Source organism: Kribbella sp. NPDC051718, assembly GCF_040681515.1.
GTDB lineage: Bacteria > Actinomycetota > Actinomycetes > Propionibacteriales > Kribbellaceae > Kribbella.
Map to the genome: position 1 here is coordinate 1 of NZ_JBFAYZ010000033.1, position 1,316 is coordinate 1,316.

General features: G+C 64.9%; 2 protein-coding genes. Both read right to left on the bottom strand.

Annotation, left to right across the window (positions count from 1 at the left end; all coding sequences use genetic code 11):
* Positions 1-44: 44 nt before the first annotated feature.
* Positions 45-944, bottom strand: a complete 900-nt coding sequence (locus AB0M15_RS41830) for an IS3 family transposase (protein ID WP_363832945.1) — start codon at positions 942-944, stop codon at positions 45-47.
* On the bottom strand, positions 941-1,252 hold the full coding sequence (locus tag AB0M15_RS41835) for a transposase (protein WP_363832947.1): 312 nt from the start codon (positions 1,250-1,252) through the stop codon (positions 941-943). The genes AB0M15_RS41830 and AB0M15_RS41835 overlap by 4 nt, the downstream gene beginning before the upstream one ends.
* Positions 1,253-1,316 lie beyond the last annotated feature (64 nt).

The following is a 1,316-nucleotide window of genomic DNA, read 5'->3' on the forward strand; positions in this document are numbered from 1 at the left end:
TGAGGTTGACCCGTTTTGACGGACAGGGTTGATGTGGGGCTGGTTCAGGCTACTTGTTCGGTGTTGGTGGTGGTGTTTGATTCGTATGCGGCGGGGCTGAGGTAGCTCAGGGTGGAGTGTCGGCGGCGGGTGTTGTACCAGCCTTCGATGTAGTCGAAGATCGCGCTGGTGGTGGCTTTGTGGGTCGGCCAGGCGCGGCGGTGGATCAGCTCGGTTTTCAGGGTGGAGAAGAACGATTCGGCGACGGCGTTGTCCCAGCACTGGCCTCGTTGCCCGACCGACAAGACGACGCCCAGGTCTCTTGCCAGGTTGGCGTATTGGGTTGATGTGTATTGGCAGCCGCGGTCGGAGTGGAAGATCACGCCGGGTGCTGGGCGGCGTCGGTTCACGGCGTCGGTGAGGGCGTCAGCGACCAGATCGGTGCGCAGGTGGTCTGCGACCGCCCAGCCGACGACCCGGCGCGAGGCGAGGTCGATCACGGTGGCGAGGTAGAGCCAGCCTTGCCAGGTGTGGATGTAGGTGATGTCGCCGCACCAGCGGGTGTCCAGGGCCGGGGGTTGGTCGGGGTCGATGGCGAAGTCACGGCCGATCAGGTCCGGGCGGTGGGCGGCGGCCGGGTCGGCGATGGTGGTCTTCTTCCACCGCCGTGGGGTCCGGCCGTAGCGGTCGATCTGGCGCATCAGGCGCGCGACCCTTTTGCGGGAACACCGCTGTCCTTGGTCGCGCAGTTCGTGGTGGACTCGCGGGGAGCCGTAGGTGTGTTTGGACTCTTCGTGGATCTCGACGATCTTCGCAGTCAGCTCGACGTCACGCCGGGCATGGCGCGATCCGGGGTTGGTCCGGTCGGCGTAGTAGGCGGAACGGGAGACCTTGAGCAGCTCACAAGCCCTGGCGACGTTGTGGTTGCCGGCCTTTTCCGCCTCGATGAACGGGTAACAGTTCACCGGGTCTCCTTCGCGAAGAAAGCCGTGGCACGCTTCAAGATGTCGACGTCTTCGCGCAGCCGGCGGTTCTCCCGCCGCAACGCCGTCAGCTCGTCCTTCTCGCTGGTGGTCAACCCGTCGTCGCCGGTGCCGGCGTCGCGTTCGGCCTGCTTCAGCCATTCGCGCACCGCGGTCTGGGTCAGGTCGAAGTCTTTCGCGACCTGACTGACCGACCGATCGCCGCGCTGGCACAGCTCGACGATCTCGGCCTTGAACTCGGGCGTGAACGAGCGACGAGGCCTTGGCTTCTTCTTGCCCATGGACTCCATGATGAACATCCTTCCGGAGCAACTGCTCCTGATCTGGGATGTCCGTCAAAACGGGGCAGGGTCA

What these genes read in the sequence shown, in the direction of transcription:
- AB0M15_RS41835 (WP_363832947.1), bottom strand. Translation starts at nt 1,252, where the DNA reads ATGGAGTCCATGGGCAAGAAGAAGCCAAGGCCTCGTCGCTCGTTCACG.